A 13,947-nucleotide genomic window follows, 5' to 3' on the forward strand; every position below is an offset into this window, starting at 1 on the left:
AGCCGGTCGTGCTGCCCGCGCACCGCCTGGATCGCCCGCCCGTGCAGGCCTGCTGTCAGCGGCCTGTGATGCCGTGTCAGTGAGCTGTGTGCGATCCATCAGTGGCCCGGTGGAAGCTCGGAGTGCCTGAAGGGTTCAGGCTTCGGAGGGGAGTTCCCGTGCATGACGTGGTAATCGTGGGCGCCGGCCCGGTCGGTCTGTTCCTCGCCTGTGAGCTCGGCCTCGCGGGCTGTTCGGTCCTGGTTCTCGAACGGGAGGCCGAGCCCGGCTCCCCCTGGCGGGCGGCGCCGCTCGGGAGCCGGGGCCTCAACACCGCGTCGGCCGAGGCGTTCCACCGCCGGGGGCTGCTGGACCGGCTGCGGAAGGCCGCCGGTCTCGATGACGCTCCCGGGTCGGCCCGGCCGCGCCTGGGCGGCCACTTCGGCGGAATGATGCTCGACCCGGCCAGGATCGACGTCGCCGCCCTGCCGTTCCGGCTTCCCGGCTCGGCCACGGAGAGCATGATGGCGTCCCTCCACGTGGTCGAGGGGCTGCTGTCCGAGCGGGCAACCGCACTCGGCGTGGAGATCAGGCGCGGCGTCACGGTCTCGGCGGTCACCCAGGACGACGAGGGCGTGGTGGCCCGGGCGGGCGAGGACGCGTACCCGGCGCGCTGGCTGGTCGGCTGCGACGGCGGACGCAGCGCCGTGCGCCGGCTCACGGGCTTCGACTTCGTCGGCACCGGGCCGCAGCTCACCGGCTACTCGATGCGCGCCACCCTGGCCGATCCCGACGAGCTGGCTTTCGGCTTCAACCTCACGCCGACGGGCCTGTACGTCCGGATGCCCGGCAAGGGCCACCTCGCCATGATGGACTTCGACGGCGGCGCGTTCGACCGCTCGCAGCCGCCCACCCGCGCGCACCTCCAGTCGGTGCTGCGCCGGGTCTCCGGGACGGACGTGACGCTGGGCGAGGTCGACCTGGTGTCGACCTTCACCGACCGGGCGATGCAGACGACGACCTACCGGCAGGGGCGCGTCCTGCTCGCGGGCGACGCCGCGCACATCCACTCCCCGCTGGGCGGCCAGGGGCTCAACACCGGCATCGGCGACGCCGTGAACCTGGGCTGGAAGCTCGCGGCGACCGTGCACGGGCACGCGCCGGACGGACTCCTCGACAGCTACACCCGGGAGCGCCACCCGGTCGGCGCCGCGGTGCTCGACTGGACGCGCGCCCAGGTGGCGGCCATGCGGCCGGACCCGCACGGGCGGGCGATCCAGGCGGTGGTGCGCGAGCTGATCGGCACCCGTGACGGAGCGACCTTCGTGTTCGAGCGGATATCGGGCGCCTCGGTCCGCTACGACCTCGGCGACGAGAACCCGCTGGTCGGGCGCAGCGCCCCGGACTTCCTCCTCGGGGACGGCACCCGCCTCGGCGAGCTGCTGCGGGACGGCCGGGGCGTCCTGCTCGACTTCACGGCCGACCGGCACCTGCGCGAGGTGGCCGGGGACCGGGAGAGCCGGATCCGGTACGCGGCCGGGCCGGCCGCGAACGACCTCGGGTTCGGCGCCGTACTCGTCCGGCCCGACGGCACCGTCGCCTGGGCGGACGGCCACGACCCCGACCGCAAGTCGCTCGCCTCCGCCGCCGACCGGTGGTTCGGCGCTCCGGCGTCCTGACGCGGTCCCGGCTCCTCCCCTCCTCTCCTCTCCCCTGCTCGACCGACTTCCAGGAGCACGCCCATGACGATCAACCTCCGCCCCGGGAGCACGGTGATGTTCACCGGCGATTCGATCACCGACTGCGGGCGGGCGGCGACCGAGCACGGCCTCGGCTCCGGCTACCCGCTGCGGATCGCGGGCGAGTGGGGGCTGCGGCACCCCGAGCGGGCCGTGACCTGGCTGAACTCCGCGGTCCCGGGCGACAAGGTGCGGGACCTCGAAGCCCGTTGGCAGGCGGACGTGCTCGACGCGCGCCCGGACGTGGTGTCGGTCCTCGTCGGCATCAACGACGTCGGCTGGCACACGATCGCCCCGGAGGGGCACGTGGTCCCCGTGGAGGACTTCGCGGCCGGCTACGACCGCCTGCTCGCTCCGCTCGCCGCGGCCGGCACCGAGCTGATCCTCGTCGAACCGTTCCTCCTGCCGATCTGCGCCACCGTCGAGGCGGGCGACGCCCTGGTCGACGCCGGGATCCGGAAGCAGTGGCGGGCCGATCTGGACCCGAAGATCCAGGTCGTGCGCGAGCTCGCCCGCACCTACGGCGCGCACCTGCTCGCGGCCGACGGCATGTTCGCCGAACTCTGCGCGACGGCTGGACCGGAGCACTGGTCCGAGGACGGCGTGCACCCGACACCGCCCGCCCACGCCGCGCTCGCGGCGGCCTGGCTGCGCCTGGTCGCCTGACCTCCGCCGGCGATCGCCGGTTTCCCGTGAGCAGCCAGCCGGACCGGGTTCCTGCGGGAAACCGGTGATCGCCTGTCATGACCCCACCGTTCCCCCTAGCCTGTGAGGGCTCACGGGAGGGGGACACGTTGGAGCGACTCGGGGCCGGGGACCCACGTCAGGCCGGGCCGTACACGCTGATGGGGCGGCTCGGGGCCGGCGGCATGGGCGCGGTGTATCTGGGGCGGTCGGCCGGCGGGCGGACCGTCGCGGTCAAGGTGGTGCGGCCGGAGCTGGCCGGGGACGGGTCCTTCCGGGCGCGCTTCCGGCAGGAGGTCGCGGCGGCCCGGCAGGTCTCCGGGGCGTTCACCGCCCCGGTGGTGGACGCCGACACCGAGGCCGCCACGCCCTGGATGGCGACCGCGTTCGTGGTCGGCGTCCCGCTCCAGGACGCGGTGGCCCGGCACGGCCCGCTGCCCGGGGTGACCGTGCGGACGCTGGCCGCCGGGCTGGCGGAGGCGCTGACCGAGGTGCACCGGGCCGGGCTGATCCACCGTGACCTGAAGCCCGGCAACGTGCTGCTGGCACTGGACGGGCCGCACGTCATCGACTTCGGGATCTCCCGGGCGGCCGACGGCACCGGGCTGACCACGACCGGCGCGGTCATCGGGTCGGCGCCGTACATGTCGCCGGAACAGGCGCTGGGCGAGCCGCTCACCCCGGCGAGCGACGTGTTCGCGCTGGGCTCGACGGTCGCCTACGCCGCGCTCGGCACCCGGCTGTTCGGCGACGGCGCCGGGGCGGCGGTGCTGTTCCGGGTGGTGAACACCGACCCGGACCTGAGCGGCCTGCCGGACGGGATCCGGCACCTGGTCGCCGGGTGCCTCGCCAAGAACCCGAACCACCGCCCGACACCGCGCCAACTGGTCGAACTGGTGGAGCGGATCGGCCGCCCGGACCCGGCGGACGGCTGGCTCCCGCCGGCCGTCGCGACGGACGTGATCACCGCACGCGGTGTGCTGACCGCCCTGCCCCTCCCGGACCCGGGCCCGCCCGGCGCTCCCCCCGCGACGACTCCGCTGCCCGCCGACCCCGGCCCCGGGGCCCGGCCGCCCGAGGACGCGGTGCCCGCCCGCCGCCCGAGCCGCCGGACGGTGCTGTTCGGCGTCGGCGGCGGCGTGCTCGCGGCGGCGGGGACCGCCACCACGATCGCGCTGCTGAACGACCGGGGCGGCCGCGGCGCCACGGCCGGCAGCACAGGCGGCAGCACGCCGTCCGCCCCCGTCCGCCCCTCGGGCGCCGACGTGCCCGAGATCGGGCCGAGCTGGCAGGCTACCCAGCCGAACCCCTGTCCCCAGGTGCTCTCCGCGGACGGCGTGGTGGTCGGCGTCTCCATCCTCAACATCTGGGGAGTGGACGACACCGGCCGCACCAAGTGGACGGTGGACGGCGCCACCGTGGGCGGCGCCTTCGCGATCGACCCGACCACCCCGCGGTCCGTCGCCGGGCTCGACGGCGACCGGCTCTACGCCTTCGGAGGGTCACCCACGGCGCCCGAGCTCCTGGCGTTCACCCTGGCCGAGGGCAGACTCGACTGGCGGCTGCCGCAGGGCCGGAAGAACGCGGCGGGCGTCCTCTCCTTCGCCGGGATCCGCGCCGGCAAGGCCTACTGGCTCGGCTTCGGCGACGGCAACGACCACGGTGACCTGGTCCCGGCCGGCACCCACGTCTGGGCGGTGGACCTCGCCACCCGGCAGAGCCTCTGGTTCCACGGCGAGGACACCATGCTGCTCCAGTCGACGGTGCCGACGGACGACCGGATCGTGGTCTCCGACCTCGACCAGCTGAAGGCCCTGGACGCGAAGGGCGGGACCGTCTGGGAACGCAGGCTCGCCGCGTTCGGCCTCGGAACCGCCGGGAGGTACGTGCTCGCCCCGGACAAGGACGGCACGCTGACCGCCCTGGACCCGGACACCGGCGGCCCGGCGTGGACGGCGAGCGGCGTCGTCGGCGCCTCGAAGCTCGGTGACGGCTTCGCCACCAGCGAGGACGGCCGCCTGCTCTACCTCCTCTGGCGGGACGGGGACGGCGGTTGCTCGATCGGCACCGTGGACCCGGCGAACGGCCGCCCCGGCTGGCGGACCCCGCTGCCGCCCGACTCCCCCGACGCCCCCTTCCTCGGGGCCCGCCTGCTCCGCGCCGACGGCAACCTCTACCGGATGGGCGCCGACGCCGTGCTGTGGGCGCTCGACCCGGCCGACGGCAAGGCCCGCTGGAAGTACTCCGGGCTCAAGGGCCGGGACGCCACGAAGCTGGCCTGGAGCGCCGGCGCCGGACGGCTCTGCGTCTCCGACACGACGACCCGGACGATCACCTCGCTGCCCGCGAAAGGGGCCTGAGCATGCGCCGGCTGGAACCCGCCGACCCCGCCCGGATCGGCCCGTACGCCCTGCTCGGCAGGCTGGGCGCCGGGGGCATGGGGGTGGTCTACCTCGGCCGGTCGGCGGGCGGCCGGACCGTCGCGGTCAAGGTGGTCCGGCCCGAACTGGCCGCCGACCCGGGGTTCCGCGCCCGCTTCCGGGCCGAGGTGAACGCGGCCCGGGCGGCCTCCTCCGCGTTCACCGCCCCGGTCGTGGACGCCGACACCGACGCGCCCGTGCCCTGGATGGCGACCGCCTTCGTGCCCGGGATCGCGCTGGACGAGGCGGTCCGGCTGGTCGGCGCGTTCCCCGAGCACGTGCTGCGCATCCTGGCGGCCGGGATCGCCGAGGAACTGAGGAACATCCACGCCGCCGGGCTGACCCACCGGGACCTCAAGCCGAGCAACGTGCTGCTGGCGCTGGACGGGCCGCACGTCATCGACTTCGGCATCGCCCGGGCGGCCGACGGCACCGCACTGACCGCCGAGGGCACCGTCCTCGGCTCGGCCGCCTTCATGTCGCCGGAACAGGCGAGCGGCGAACGGGCGGGCCCGCCGAGCGACGTGTTCTCGCTCGGCTCGACGCTGGCCTACGCCGGTACCGGCGGGACCGCGCCGTTCGGCGGCGGGCATCCGCTGCAGGTCCTGTACCAGGTGGTGCACGAGGAGCCGGACCTCGCGGCGGTGCCCGCCGGAGTTCGGTTGCTGGTCGCCGCCTGCCTGGCCAAGGCCCCGGGCGACCGGCCGACGCCGCAGCAGCTCGCCGCCTCCCAGGGCGCGGGACCGCTGACCCCGGGGACGTGGCTGCACCCCGCGCTGGTCGCGGCGATCGAGGAGGCGGCGGCCGTGATGGCCCCGTCGTCCGCCGCGGCGGCCCTGCCGCCGTCCGGGCTGTCTCCCCTGCCGCCCCTGCCGCCGCTGCCGCCCGGGCAGCCGGCGGCGGGCCCGGACTCGCCGCCGACCGCGCGGCAGACGGTGCGGCTCGGACCGGTCGACGTCCGGCCCCGGCCCGGTCGACGCAAACTGCTGCTCGGCCTGGCCGGCGGGGTCGTGGTGGCCGCGGCCGGCGGCGGCACGGTGTTCCTCACCGGCGGCGGCGCGCCCGAGGAGCCGAAGACCCCCGGAGCCGGTGGCCCGCCGGCGACGGCGCCGGCCGCCGACCCGACCGACTCCTCGCGCTCGCTGGACACGGACGTGGTGGCGACCCCGCTCTGGACGGTTCCGCTGGTCGAACCGGTGATCGCGCTGACCGGGAGCGGCGACACCGTCGTGGCCGCCGGGATGACGGGCGTGTGGGCGGTCGACCGCGCCGGGCAGACCCGCTGGGGGCCGTTGACCAACTACACCTCGCCGTCCGGCGCCGGCCTCGGCGACCGCCCGGTGGCCGTCGACGCCACCATGGCCTACCTGATGGGCTATGGCGGCCCCGGCAACCTGACGTACGCCCTCAAGGCCATCGACCTCGCGACCGGCGCCGCCGCCTGGACCCTCTCCCCGCCCGACCTGCACGTCTCGCCGTCCGCCTCGGTGGTCGGCCTCCTCGACGGCCTCGTCTACGTCGCCGGGGAGGCGAAGGGCACCTTCCACCTGGCCGACCCGACCGCCCCGGTCACCTACGCGGCGGCCTTCGTCTGGGCGGTGGAGCCGGCCACGGGCCGGCTCCGGTGGCAACTGGTGCGCCCGCACGACGTCCTGGAGAACTCCAGGCTCTCCGTCCCGTCCGCCGGGACCCGCCTGCTGTTCGAGACCTACGCGATGGACCTCACCACCTACCGGAGGACCGGGAAGCTGGAGGCGCTCGACACCGGCAACGGCGGAAAGAGCCTCTGGGAGCAGCTGGCCCCCGGCAGTGGCGCCCTCGTGCCCGGGCTGCCCTACTTCGCCGACGGCCCGCACACCTCGGCCGGCGGCTACTTCCTCCACCTCGCCGACCGGCTGTACGCGGTCGACCCGGCGGACGGCAAGGTGGTGTGGCAGTCGGCCGGGGAGTGGAACTTCCGGAGCGCCGTGGCGAGCCCCGACGGCACCACCGTCTTCGCCGTGGGATCGCACTACGCGAAGGGAGTGGTGGTCGTCCAGTCCTTCGACGCCCGGACCGGCGCCGTCCACTGGTCGGGCTCGCTGCCGAGCGCGCCGCTCCTCGACATGGCGGCGCACTACGCGGACGGCACCGTCTACATCTGGGTCCACGGCAAGGTCTGGGCCCTGGACCCGGCCACCGGCGCACCCCGCTGGACCTTCGGATTCCACCCCAACGGAGGTTCGACGACCCCCGTGCCGTACTGGGCGGGCGGCGGGCGGATCTACGGCCCGACCGACAAGGGACTGGCGGCGATCGCCGCCGACGGCAAGGCGGCCCACGGCTGAACCCGGCCGCCCCGGCCGGGAGCCGGGCGAGGCGGGGAACCCGGTCGGGGCGAGGAACCCGCCGGGCAGCGGAACCGGCCGGGCCGGGTGCCGCGTCGAAGCGAACGAGGGCGCGCCGGTTCGGCGGCAGCGCCGGGACGGGGGTCCGCACCGGTCATGGCATTCGTCATCCTGCTGCTCGTACTCGCCGGCGGGGCGGGCCTGATCCTGTCCGGCGTCAGCAAGCTGAACACCGCCGTACCCACCTGCTACGGCAAACCGATGGTGCCGGGCGACGTCTGCCACCCCAAGGTCACCGGCTCGTTCTCCGAAGGCATGCCCGAGCCCCGCGACGCCACCTACCAGGAGCAGTTGAACAGCCTGACCAGCGGCGGCTGGACGTCCATCGGGCTCGGCGCGGTGCTGATGGTGCTCGCCGTGGTGATCGGCCTCGCCTGGGCCGCCGCCGCGGGCCGCGCCCAGGAGCCGTGAGGCGGCCCGCCGGCATCCGCGCCTCCCGCACCTCGACCGCGGCCGGGCCGGTGCCGTACCCGGTCGCCCGTCCGCCGGGCTGCGTTTGGAGGGCGATCAAGGGGTAGGCGGGGCATGGTGGCGGCACCGATGTCGCCGCCCCTGTCGTCACCGAGCCGAGGAGCACACCCATGACCGACGACGTACTGGTCGAGGACCTGTACCGGTTCGAGGACCTGCTGGTCCCCGAGGAGGCCGAGGTGCTGCGGCGGGTCCGTGACTTCCTGCGGCGAGAGGTCGCCCCGCACGCCAACGAGTGGTGGGGCCGGGCCGCGTTCCCGCACCACCTGATCCCCCGCTACGCCGAGCTGGGCATCTGCGGCCTCGCCTACCGGGAGAATCCCGCCAGCAGCCTGCTGAACGGCTTCATCGCCCTGGAGATGGCCAGGGTGGACGCCTCCCTGTCGACCTTCTACGGGGTCCACGCCGGGCTGGCGATGGGCAGCATCGCCCGTTGCGGCTCGCCGGAGCAGCGCGAGCGCTGGCTCCCGGCGATGACCCGGATGGAGCAGATCGGCGCCTTCGCGCTGACCGAGCCGCAGGGCGGCTCCGACGTCGCCGCCGGGCTGCGCACCACCGCCCGGCGCGAGGGCGACACCTGGGTGCTCAACGGCGCCAAGCGCTGGATCGGCAACGCGACCTTCGCGGACCTGGTGGTCGTCTGGGCCAAGGACGAGGAGAGCGGCCACGTCCTGGGCTTCGTGGTGCACGGTGACAACCCCGGCTTCACCGCCACCAGGATCGAGAACAAGATGGCCCTGCGCACCGTGGAGAACGCGGACGTGGTGCTCACCGACTGCCTGGTCCCCGAAGCGGACCGGCTGCAGCGGGCGGAGGGCTTCCGCGACACCGCCGACGTGCTGCGGCACACCCGGAGCGGGGTGGCCTGGGAGGCGGTCGGGGTGATGCTGGGCGCCTACCGGATCGCCCTGGACTACACCCGTGAGCGCGAGCAGTTCGGCGGCCCGATCGCCCGCTTCCAGCTCGTCCAGGACCTGCTGGTGCGGATGCTCGGCAACGCCACCGCCTGCCTGGGCATGGTGGTGCGGCTGGCGCAGCTGGAGGACGCCGGCACGTTCCGGGACGAGCACTCCGCGCTGGCCAAGGCGTACTGCACCAGCCGGATGCGGGAGACCGTCGGCTGGGGCCGCGAGCTGCTGGCAGGCAACGGCATCGTGCTGGACTACAGCATCGCCCGCTTCGTCGCCGACGCCGAGGCGCTGTACTCCTACGAGGGCACCCGGGAGATCAACACCCTGATCGTCGGCCGCGCCGCGACGGGCATCGGCGCCTTCGTCTGACGCCCGCCCAGGACCCCCGGGCGCCGCCGGATCCTCGAACTCAACGCGGGGTCCACACCCGTCCGGGACGCCGTCGCGGCCAACCTCCGCTCCTGAGCACCGCGTGCCGGAGCCGGAGCCGGATCCGGCCGGGGAGCCCGGGTGGCGGCGGCGGTCGGTCACCGGCTCGCCGCCGCCACCCGGGCGGCGTGGACGACCCGCGCGACCGCCTGGACGGTGTCGATCCCGTACTCCTCGCTGGGGTTGTCCCGGGTGAGGATCGCGATGCGGTACGGCTCGCCCGGGTCGGTGAAGATCCCGAGGCTGTGCACGTGCCAGGCGTGGCGCTCCCGCGGCGCCCAGCCGTTCTTCACGTGGACGGTGGTGCCGTCGGGGGCGCCGAGCGGGGCGCCCCAGGCCTGGTCCTCCTCGACCTGGTTCATCAGGTCCAGGCCGAACGCGCGGTGCTCCGGGGTGAGCACCGGGCCCGGTGCGGCGAAGACGGCGAGCTGCTTCATCTCGTCACCGGCGGTGATCTGGGTGCGCCCCCACCGGTCGCCCTCCGCGAGGACGGTGTCCGCCATGCCGGAGAGGCGCAGGAACTCTGCCAGCCGCGCCCGCCCCAGGTCCCGCCAGAGGGCGGTGGCCGCGTCGTTGTCCGACTGGACGATCATCGGCCGCAGGTTGTCCTCCTCGAACGGCGTCAGCGCGCGCCGTTCGTCCTGGGCGCGGCGCAGCACCGCACCCATGATCGTCACCTTGATGACACTGGCCGAGTCGAACCGCTCCCGGGCCCGGACCGCGCAGGACAGTCCGGTGCCCGGGTCCTCGACCGCGACGGCGACGGTGCTGTGACGCTCCGACACCACGCGGGTGATCGCGCGGGTCAGCTCCTCGGCGGGCCGGGAGTGGGCCACCGAGGAGCAGCGGCCGGACTCCGGGCCTGCGGGGCCGGTGACGGCCGGTGCGGGTTCCGAGGCCACGAACAGCAGGGTCGCGGCGGTGATCAGCCTGGTCGTGGTGCGGCTGCCGGCGGGGAGCGGAAGGGTCATCGCCCGATCATCGCGGACGGGACGGGCGCCCGGCCGATGACGCACCGTGGCCGCCCGGGGCGGCGTGCCGGGGGCGCCGGCCAGGGTCCCGGTGACGTCGCCCCCGGCCCGGGTGGATGCTGGGAGGAGCGAGGCGGACCGATCGGGATCGAGGAGGTCCGGGATGGGATTCATCGGCACGGTGGGGCTGGTGCTCCACCCCGAACGGACCAGCGCACCCACCGTGGCCACCGTGGTCCGCTGGAGCCGGGCGCGGGACGCCAAGGTCCTCGGACTGACGGCGGAGGTGGCCCGGATCGGGTGCGACGCCGTGGCGGTCGGGGCCGAGGAGATGGCCGCCACCGCCGATCTGCTGATCAGCCTGGGCGGGGACGGCACGATGCTGCGCGCGATGCGGCTGGTCGCCGGGGGCCGGGTCCCGGTGCTGGGCGTCAACGTCGGGCGGCTGGGCTTCCTCGCCGAGGTTGACATCCCGGAGCTGCCGGATGCCCTCGACGCGATCGACGATCTGCGGTTCACCGTGGAGTCCCGCTCCGGTGTCCAGGCCACGTTCGGTGACTCCCGGGAGACGGCGCTCAACGACGTGGTGCTGCTGCGCAGCCCCGGGCACAGGTCGGCGGCCGTGGCGGTCCGGGTCCAGGGGCAGCCCTTCGTGTCGTACACCGCCGACGCCGTCGTCGTGGCCACGCCGACCGGCTCCACGGCGTACAGCTTCTCCGCCGGCGGGCCGATCGTCTCCCCCAACGCCGAGGGCCTGCTGGTGACGCCGGTGGCCCCGCACGCGGCGTTCAACCGGTCCGTGTTCCTCTCCGGCGGGGAGCGGCTCGCCCTGGAGGTCCTGCCGCACAGCGGGGACCTCGCCATCGAGGCCGACGGCCTGCTGGTCGGCCGCGTCCGGCCGGGCGACGTCGTCGAGGTGACGATGCTCCCCGCCGCCTCGCGGGTCGTCCGGCTCGGCCGCACCACCTTCTACCAGCGCGCCCAGCGCAAGCTCCGGCTCACCGGCTCGGCGGAACCCGCCTGAGGAAGGCCCTCTCCCGAGGAAGGGCCGACTCCCGACGGTGCCCGGCCGGTGCGCCGCTCGGGTCGGCCGGAGGCGGTCGTCGTCGCCCGAGCCGCTCGTCGGCGGCCGGTGAGGGACCGGCCCCGGCCACGTCACCGGCGGTGTGGTCCCGCCCCCGGGCCTCAGGGGCGCTCAGGACGTGGGCGGGGCGCTCAGCACGTGGGCGCGGGAGGCGTGGACGTCGGCGCGCAGGGCGGTCAGGTCGACGTCGAGGACGTGTCCGTTCCACTTGCGGGGCTCACCGTCGATCAGGACCGCGGCGATGTTGCGGGCGTCGGAGCCGAGGACGAGCGTGCCGATCGGGTCGTTGAGCGGCATGTTGTTGAGGTCCTCGGCCCGGACCACCAGCAGGTCGGCCTTCTTGCCGGGGGTGAGGGAGCCGGTGACGGCGGCGAGGCCGTTGGTGCGGGCGCCCTGGAGGGTGGCGAAGTCCAGCACGTCGTGGGTGGTGATCCGGGAGGGCTGCCGGTCGGTGCCGTGGGCGGCGTTGACGGCGCGCATTCGCTGGATGGCGTGCAGGGTCCGCATCTGGGTGAACATGTCGCTGGCCAGGGCGACTTCGACGTCGATGCTCAGGCCGGGGCGGACGCCGGCGGCGAGGGCCTCGTCCACGGCGGGGATCGCGGTCTCCAGGCCGATCTGGGCGTCGGAGGTGGGGGCGAGTGCCACGGTGGTGCCGGTCTCCCCGATGGCCTTCCAGGCGTCGGAGGTGAGCCCGGTGGCGTGGATCAGAGTGACGTCGGGGCCGAGGATGCCGTGCTCCGCCCAGCGGAGCACCGCCTCGGAGGAGGCCGTGCCGAAGACGGCGTCCACGCTCACGCCGATGCCCAGGTCCTCGGCGAAGCGGGCGAGTTCGGGACCGTAGGCGAGCGCGGGGCCGGCGATCTCCTCGGTGGCCAGGGCTGCCAGGCGCAGGGTGAGCAGTTGGTCGTCGCTGCCGAAGTAGCGGTCCCTGAGCCGGGTGAGGTCGCCGGGCCACTGCTGGTCCCAGGTGCCGAAGTGCGGGCCCATGGAGGCGTGCACGCCGCGGATGCCGGTGTCGAGGAGGGCCTGGACGGCGGCGTCGGAGTGGTCGCCGGTACGGGAGTTGTGGGAGAAGTCGAGCATGGTGGTGATGCCGCTGTCGATCGCGGTCAGGGCGGCCAGCCTGGTCCCGGTGTACATGTCCTCGGGCCGGTAGACGGTGGCGTAACCGGCCAGGGTCGCGGTGACGTAGCCGCCCAGGTCGTCGACGTCCGGCATGATCCGGCGCAACTGGGCCTCCCAGGCGTGGCGGTGGGTGTCGACGAAGCCGGGGCAGAGGATCGTGCCGGTGGCGTCGACGACGACGGCGTCGACCGCGCTCAGGCCGGGCCCGACGGCGGCGACGGTGTCGCCCTCGACGAGCAGGTCGCCCCGGTCGAGGACGCCGAGCGCCGGGTCCATGGTGACGACGGTGGCGCCGGTGAACAGGATCCGCCGCCGGTCGGCGGGCAGGCTCCGGATCCGGGCGAGGGCGGCGTCTTCGGCGGTGGGGCGGGTGTGGGGGACGTGCACGGGGTTCCCTTCCGGCGGTGGGTGCGGCGACTGCCGCGGAGCCAGCCTGCCGCTCCGCCGTGGCCGGAACCAGGCCGCGCCGTCCCCGGGTGCCGGGCACCCACCCGCCGCGACGCGCGCCGGTGTCGACCCGCGCCGACGGATACGGAACACCCGGCCCGCCTCGATGGAGGCGGGCCGGGTTGCGGGTGTGGCGGGAGGACGCGCCGGGTCGGGGATGTGGCGGGAGGACGCGCGGGGTCGGGGGTGTGGCGCGAAGGGGGCGCCGGGTCAGCCGGTGCTGTGCGCCCGGGCGGGTGCCGCCCGCGTCGTCGGGGTGAGCCCGGCCCGGGCGCGGAGTCCGGCCAGGGCGGCGGCAGCGGCGGGTTCGGCCTGGTAGACGACCAGTTGCTGGTGCGGTGCGCCGTTGACGGTGAAGGCGGAGAACTCGATCTCCAGGGCGCCCACCTCGGGGTGCGCGAGCCGCTTCGACTGCTGGGTCTTGGCCCGCACGTCGTGCCGGGCCCACAGCTCGCCGAACTCCGGGCTCCGCGCGCGCAGGGCGGCGACGACTTCGGCGATCCGCGGCGAGTCGGGGTGGTGTCCGTGGGCGGCGCGGAGTTCGGCGACGCAGGAGTGCGCGGAGCGCTCCCAGTCCCGGTAGAAGGAGCGGCCGGCGGGGTCGAGGAAGGCCATCCCGGCCAGGTTGTCGAACCTGTGGAACCCGCTGTGCAGGGCGCCGGCGAGGCGGTTGTACGCCAGGACGTCCAGGGCGGGCCCCAGGACGAAGGCGGGCGTGTCGGGCCAGCTGTCGAGCAGTCGCCGCAGCTGGGGGCCGACGCGTTCGTGCCCGGCGGGCGCGCCCCGGCGTTCCTGGGGTGCCCGGACGAGTCGGCGCAGGTGGTCGAGCGCCTCGCCGTCGAGGTGGAGGGCGGCCGCGACGGCGTCGACGACCTGGGGCGAGGGATTGGTCTCGCGCCCCTGCTCCAGGCGCGTGTAGTAGTCGGCGCTCACGCCCGCCAGCCTCGCGACCTCCTCGCGGCGCAGCCCCGGGACCCGACGGCGGCCGTGCTCCGGCAGGCCCACGCCCTGCGGCCGGAGGGCTTCGCGCCGTGCTCGGAGGTACTCGCCCAAGGAACTGCTGCTGTCGCTCATGACCCGACCCGGTGGAGGAGGAGGCCGGCTCCGTGGGTGCGGCGCGGGAGGCCCGGGCGTCCCGCACCGCGCCCGCGGGGCCGATCCGACGCGGATCGGATCGCCGGGCCGCGGTCCGCGGTGCCCGGCGGCACGAGGTCATTCCTACCCTGTCGGCGGCCGGTGAGCCTGGCCCTGCCGCACCCAGGCAACCCCGCCCCTGGTCCCGGACGTCCCGGTCGCC

10 protein-coding genes are annotated in these 13,947 nt (G+C 75.2%); 7 read left to right on the forward strand and 3 right to left on the reverse strand.

Features of this window, described 5'->3' with window-relative positions; translation table 11 throughout:
• Positions 1–158: 158 nt before the first annotated feature.
• The 6 genes from ABZ495_RS27740 to ABZ495_RS27765 all read left to right on the forward strand — a co-directional run bounded on the left by ABZ495_RS27740 (position 159) and on the right by ABZ495_RS27765 (position 8,960).
• Positions 159–1,658, forward strand: a complete 1,500-nt coding sequence (locus tag ABZ495_RS27740) for an FAD-dependent oxidoreductase (RefSeq protein WP_359838639.1) — start codon at positions 159–161, stop codon at positions 1,656–1,658.
• Between the two features lie 63 nt (positions 1,659–1,721).
• Complete coding sequence (locus tag ABZ495_RS27745) at positions 1,722–2,384, forward strand: SGNH/GDSL hydrolase family protein (RefSeq protein WP_359838641.1); 663 nt, start codon at positions 1,722–1,724, stop codon at positions 2,382–2,384.
• A gap of 128 nt (positions 2,385–2,512) precedes the next feature.
• A complete protein-coding gene (locus ABZ495_RS27750) occupies positions 2,513–4,762 on the forward strand; it encodes a PQQ-binding-like beta-propeller repeat protein (RefSeq protein WP_359838643.1) in 2,250 nt (749 codons plus the stop codon).
• 2 nt (positions 4,763–4,764) lie between these two features.
• The gene (locus ABZ495_RS27755; RefSeq protein ID WP_359838645.1) at positions 4,765–7,149 is read left to right on the forward strand and encodes a protein kinase; all 2,385 of its coding nucleotides are present in this window, start codon (positions 4,765–4,767) and stop codon (positions 7,147–7,149) included.
• Between the two features lie 156 nt (positions 7,150–7,305).
• Entirely contained in the window at positions 7,306–7,620 is a 315-nt protein-coding gene (locus tag ABZ495_RS27760) for a hypothetical protein (protein ID WP_359838647.1), read from the forward strand.
• Between the two features lie 170 nt (positions 7,621–7,790).
• Positions 7,791–8,960, forward strand: coding sequence for an acyl-CoA dehydrogenase family protein (locus ABZ495_RS27765; protein WP_359808548.1), 1,170 nt, complete (start codon positions 7,791–7,793; stop codon positions 8,958–8,960).
• 158 nt (positions 8,961–9,118) lie between these two features.
• On the opposite strand, the gene ABZ495_RS27770 is transcribed toward ABZ495_RS27765, so the two are convergent.
• Positions 9,119–9,991 carry a serine hydrolase gene (locus tag ABZ495_RS27770; protein ID WP_359808549.1) on the reverse strand — a complete coding sequence of 291 codons (873 nt, stop codon included), beginning with the start codon at positions 9,989–9,991 and terminating at the stop codon, positions 9,119–9,121.
• A gap of 163 nt (positions 9,992–10,154) precedes the next feature.
• Here ABZ495_RS27770 and ABZ495_RS27775 point away from each other — a divergent pair, with 163 nt between their 5' ends.
• Entirely contained in the window at positions 10,155–11,015 is an 861-nt protein-coding gene (locus ABZ495_RS27775) for an NAD(+)/NADH kinase (RefSeq protein ID WP_359838649.1), read from the forward strand.
• A 171-nt stretch (positions 11,016–11,186) separates the two neighbouring features.
• Here ABZ495_RS27775 and ABZ495_RS27780 read toward each other — a convergent pair whose 3' ends face one another.
• Positions 11,187–12,590, reverse strand: coding sequence for an amidohydrolase family protein (locus ABZ495_RS27780; protein WP_359838651.1), 1,404 nt, complete (start codon positions 12,588–12,590; stop codon positions 11,187–11,189).
• Between the two features lie 270 nt (positions 12,591–12,860).
• Positions 12,861–13,724 (reverse strand): helix-turn-helix transcriptional regulator, encoded by an 864-nt coding sequence (locus ABZ495_RS27785; RefSeq protein ID WP_359838653.1) that lies wholly within the window; start codon positions 13,722–13,724, stop codon positions 12,861–12,863.
• Positions 13,725–13,947 lie beyond the last annotated feature (223 nt).

Source organism: Kitasatospora sp. NPDC005748 (genome assembly GCF_040630735.1).
Lineage (GTDB): Bacteria > Actinomycetota > Actinomycetes > Streptomycetales > Streptomycetaceae > Kitasatospora.